1 protein-coding gene and 2 pseudogenes are annotated in these 1,970 nt (G+C 73.7%); 1 reads left to right on the top strand and 2 read right to left on the bottom strand.

The window, feature by feature from the left end:
• Positions 1-133 precede the first annotated feature (133 nt).
• On the bottom strand, positions 134-1,258 hold the full coding sequence (locus OQF71_RS14440) for an ABC transporter ATP-binding protein (RefSeq protein WP_280588508.1): 1,125 nt from the start codon (positions 1,256-1,258) through the stop codon (positions 134-136).
• Between the two features lie 58 nt (positions 1,259-1,316).
• Here OQF71_RS14440 and OQF71_RS14435 point away from each other — a divergent pair.
• Positions 1,317-1,774, top strand: a pseudogene (locus OQF71_RS14435) (hypothetical protein).
• Between the two features lie 21 nt (positions 1,775-1,795).
• On the opposite strand, the pseudogene OQF71_RS14430 reads toward OQF71_RS14435, so the two are convergent.
• Positions 1,796-1,970 (bottom strand): annotated as a pseudogene (locus tag OQF71_RS14430) (cobalamin-binding protein); the annotation flags it as partial.

Genomic DNA, 1,970 nt, shown 5'->3' with positions numbered 1-1,970 from the left:
CCCAAGGTGTCCCGGCGGCAGCGGCAGCTGTGTTTAAGCGACAGGTACGTGGCCGGACGCGGCTCGTCGGCGGGGTCGGCGCCGGCCGACGCCGAGGGGCTGGCGGCGGTCGAGGTCGGTTCCGCGTCGCCGCTCACGGCGACCGCCCCCGCGAGTCCGTGCCGTCGAAACCGACCTCGCCCGCCGCGCCCCCGCCCGGCCCCGTCCCGGTGAGGTCGACGAACACGTCCTCCAGCTCGGGGCGGACGGTCCCGATGTCCTCCACCGTGACGCCCGCCTCGCGGAGCGCGTCCATGAGGTCGTAGAGGGCGTCGCCCGCGGCGGCGACCTCGACGGCGGTCGAGCCGACTCCGTCGCGTTCGCCCTCGTCGAGCGCGACCGGGCCGAGACCGGTCTCGACCGCCCGCACGTCGAACCGCTCCCGGAGGGTCGCGACGGCCGCGTCGTCGATGTCGGCGCTGACGACCCGGACGGCGTCGCGCTCGGTCCCGGAGCGGAGCGCCGCGACGGTGTCGTCGGCGACGATTCGGCCGTCCGCCATCATCACCACGCGGTCGCAGACGTCCTCGATGACGCCCATGTCGTGGCTGCTGAGGACGATGGTGAGCCCCTCGTCCCGCGCGAGCCGGCGGAGTTCCCGCCGCAGCGTCCGGGAGCTCTCGATGTCGAGCCCGAGCGTCGGCTCGTCGAGGAAGACGAGCTCCGCGCCGCCCGCGAGCACGCTCGCCAGCGACACCTTCTGTTTCATCCCCCGGGAGAGGTCCCGGACCGGGGTGTCTGCCTTCTCCGTCAGTTCGAGCCGGTCGAGCAGCCTGTCGTGCCGGGCCTGTACCGAGTCCGGGTCGACGCCGGCGATCGTCGCGAAGTACCGCAGGTTCTCCCGGACGGTGAGCCGCCAGTAGTCGTTGCGCGCGCCCTCCAGCATCGCGTCGACGTCGGCGTACGCCGCCCGACGGCCGTCGCCCACGTCCGTGCCGAACACCCGGACGGAGCCGGCGTCGGGGAGGACGATCCCGAGCGCGCACTTGATCAGGGTCGTCTTGCCGGCCCCGTTCGGGCCGAGGAGGCCGACGATCGAGCCGCGCTCGACGGTCAGGCTGATGTCGTCGACCGCGAGCACCGACTCCGCGCCGCCGCCGAACCGCTTCGAGACGCCCTCGATCGCGAGCGCCGGCGGGGAGGGACCCGCCGAGTCGTCGGGGCGGGAACCGTCGCGCTCGCGGGGGGTATCGCGTTCGCTCGCCGCGCTGCGTGCCATGAGATCGGTACGTGCCGAGCGCGGATATATCCGCGTCCGGCGGCTACCGCGGAACGCGATGGACCTCGACCGATTCGCCGCCGACGCGCCGGCCGACGACGCCCCCGGCGACGCGCGGGTCTGCGTCGTCGCGACGCAACCAGACACGTTCGAGCGCTGCCGCGAGGGGTTCTACCCCGCGCCGCGGTCGTACGACCGCACCCGCACCGACTTCGACTACATGGCCTTTTACCGGACCGCACCGGTGTCGGCGATCACCCACTACGCCCGCGTCGTCGACCGGACCGAACAGACCCGCGGCGAGCCCGGCCCGATGGACGAGGGCGACTGGGCGGCGCTGATCGATCCCTTCTCCGAGGAGCGGGTCGTCGTCGTCTTCGCGTTCGACGAACTCGTCCCGCTCGATGCGCCGGTCGAGAACGACGCGAACGGGGTCCGGGGCGCGTGTACTGCACGGTTGAGGACCTCCGGAACGCCGACGCGCTCGGTGCGCTCCGCGACCGCGCGGAGAGCTGAAGCGGCGACCGGCGGAACGACTCACCGAGCGTCGGCGCCGGCGGTGCGTGCGGCCGCGTCGCCGACCCGTCCGATCCGGTCGACCGCGGCGGGCGGCGCCTCGGCGCGGTCCGGATGCAGACACGCGAACAGCGCCTCCAGCGAGTCGACCAATCGGTGGCTCGGTCGGTTGAGCAGCGCGTTGCCGAGGACCGCG

The sequence above is a fragment of the Halorubrum sp. Boch-26 genome, assembly GCF_029889805.1.
GTDB lineage: Archaea > Halobacteriota > Halobacteria > Halobacteriales > Haloferacaceae > Halorubrum.
This window is presented reverse-complemented; position numbering and strand designations above follow the sequence as displayed.

Excerpts from the sequence above, each read along its gene's own strand:
- OQF71_RS14440 (WP_280588508.1), bottom strand. The coding sequence starts at position 1,258 with ATGGCACGCAGCGCGGCGAGCGAACGCGATACCCCCCGCGAGCGCGAC.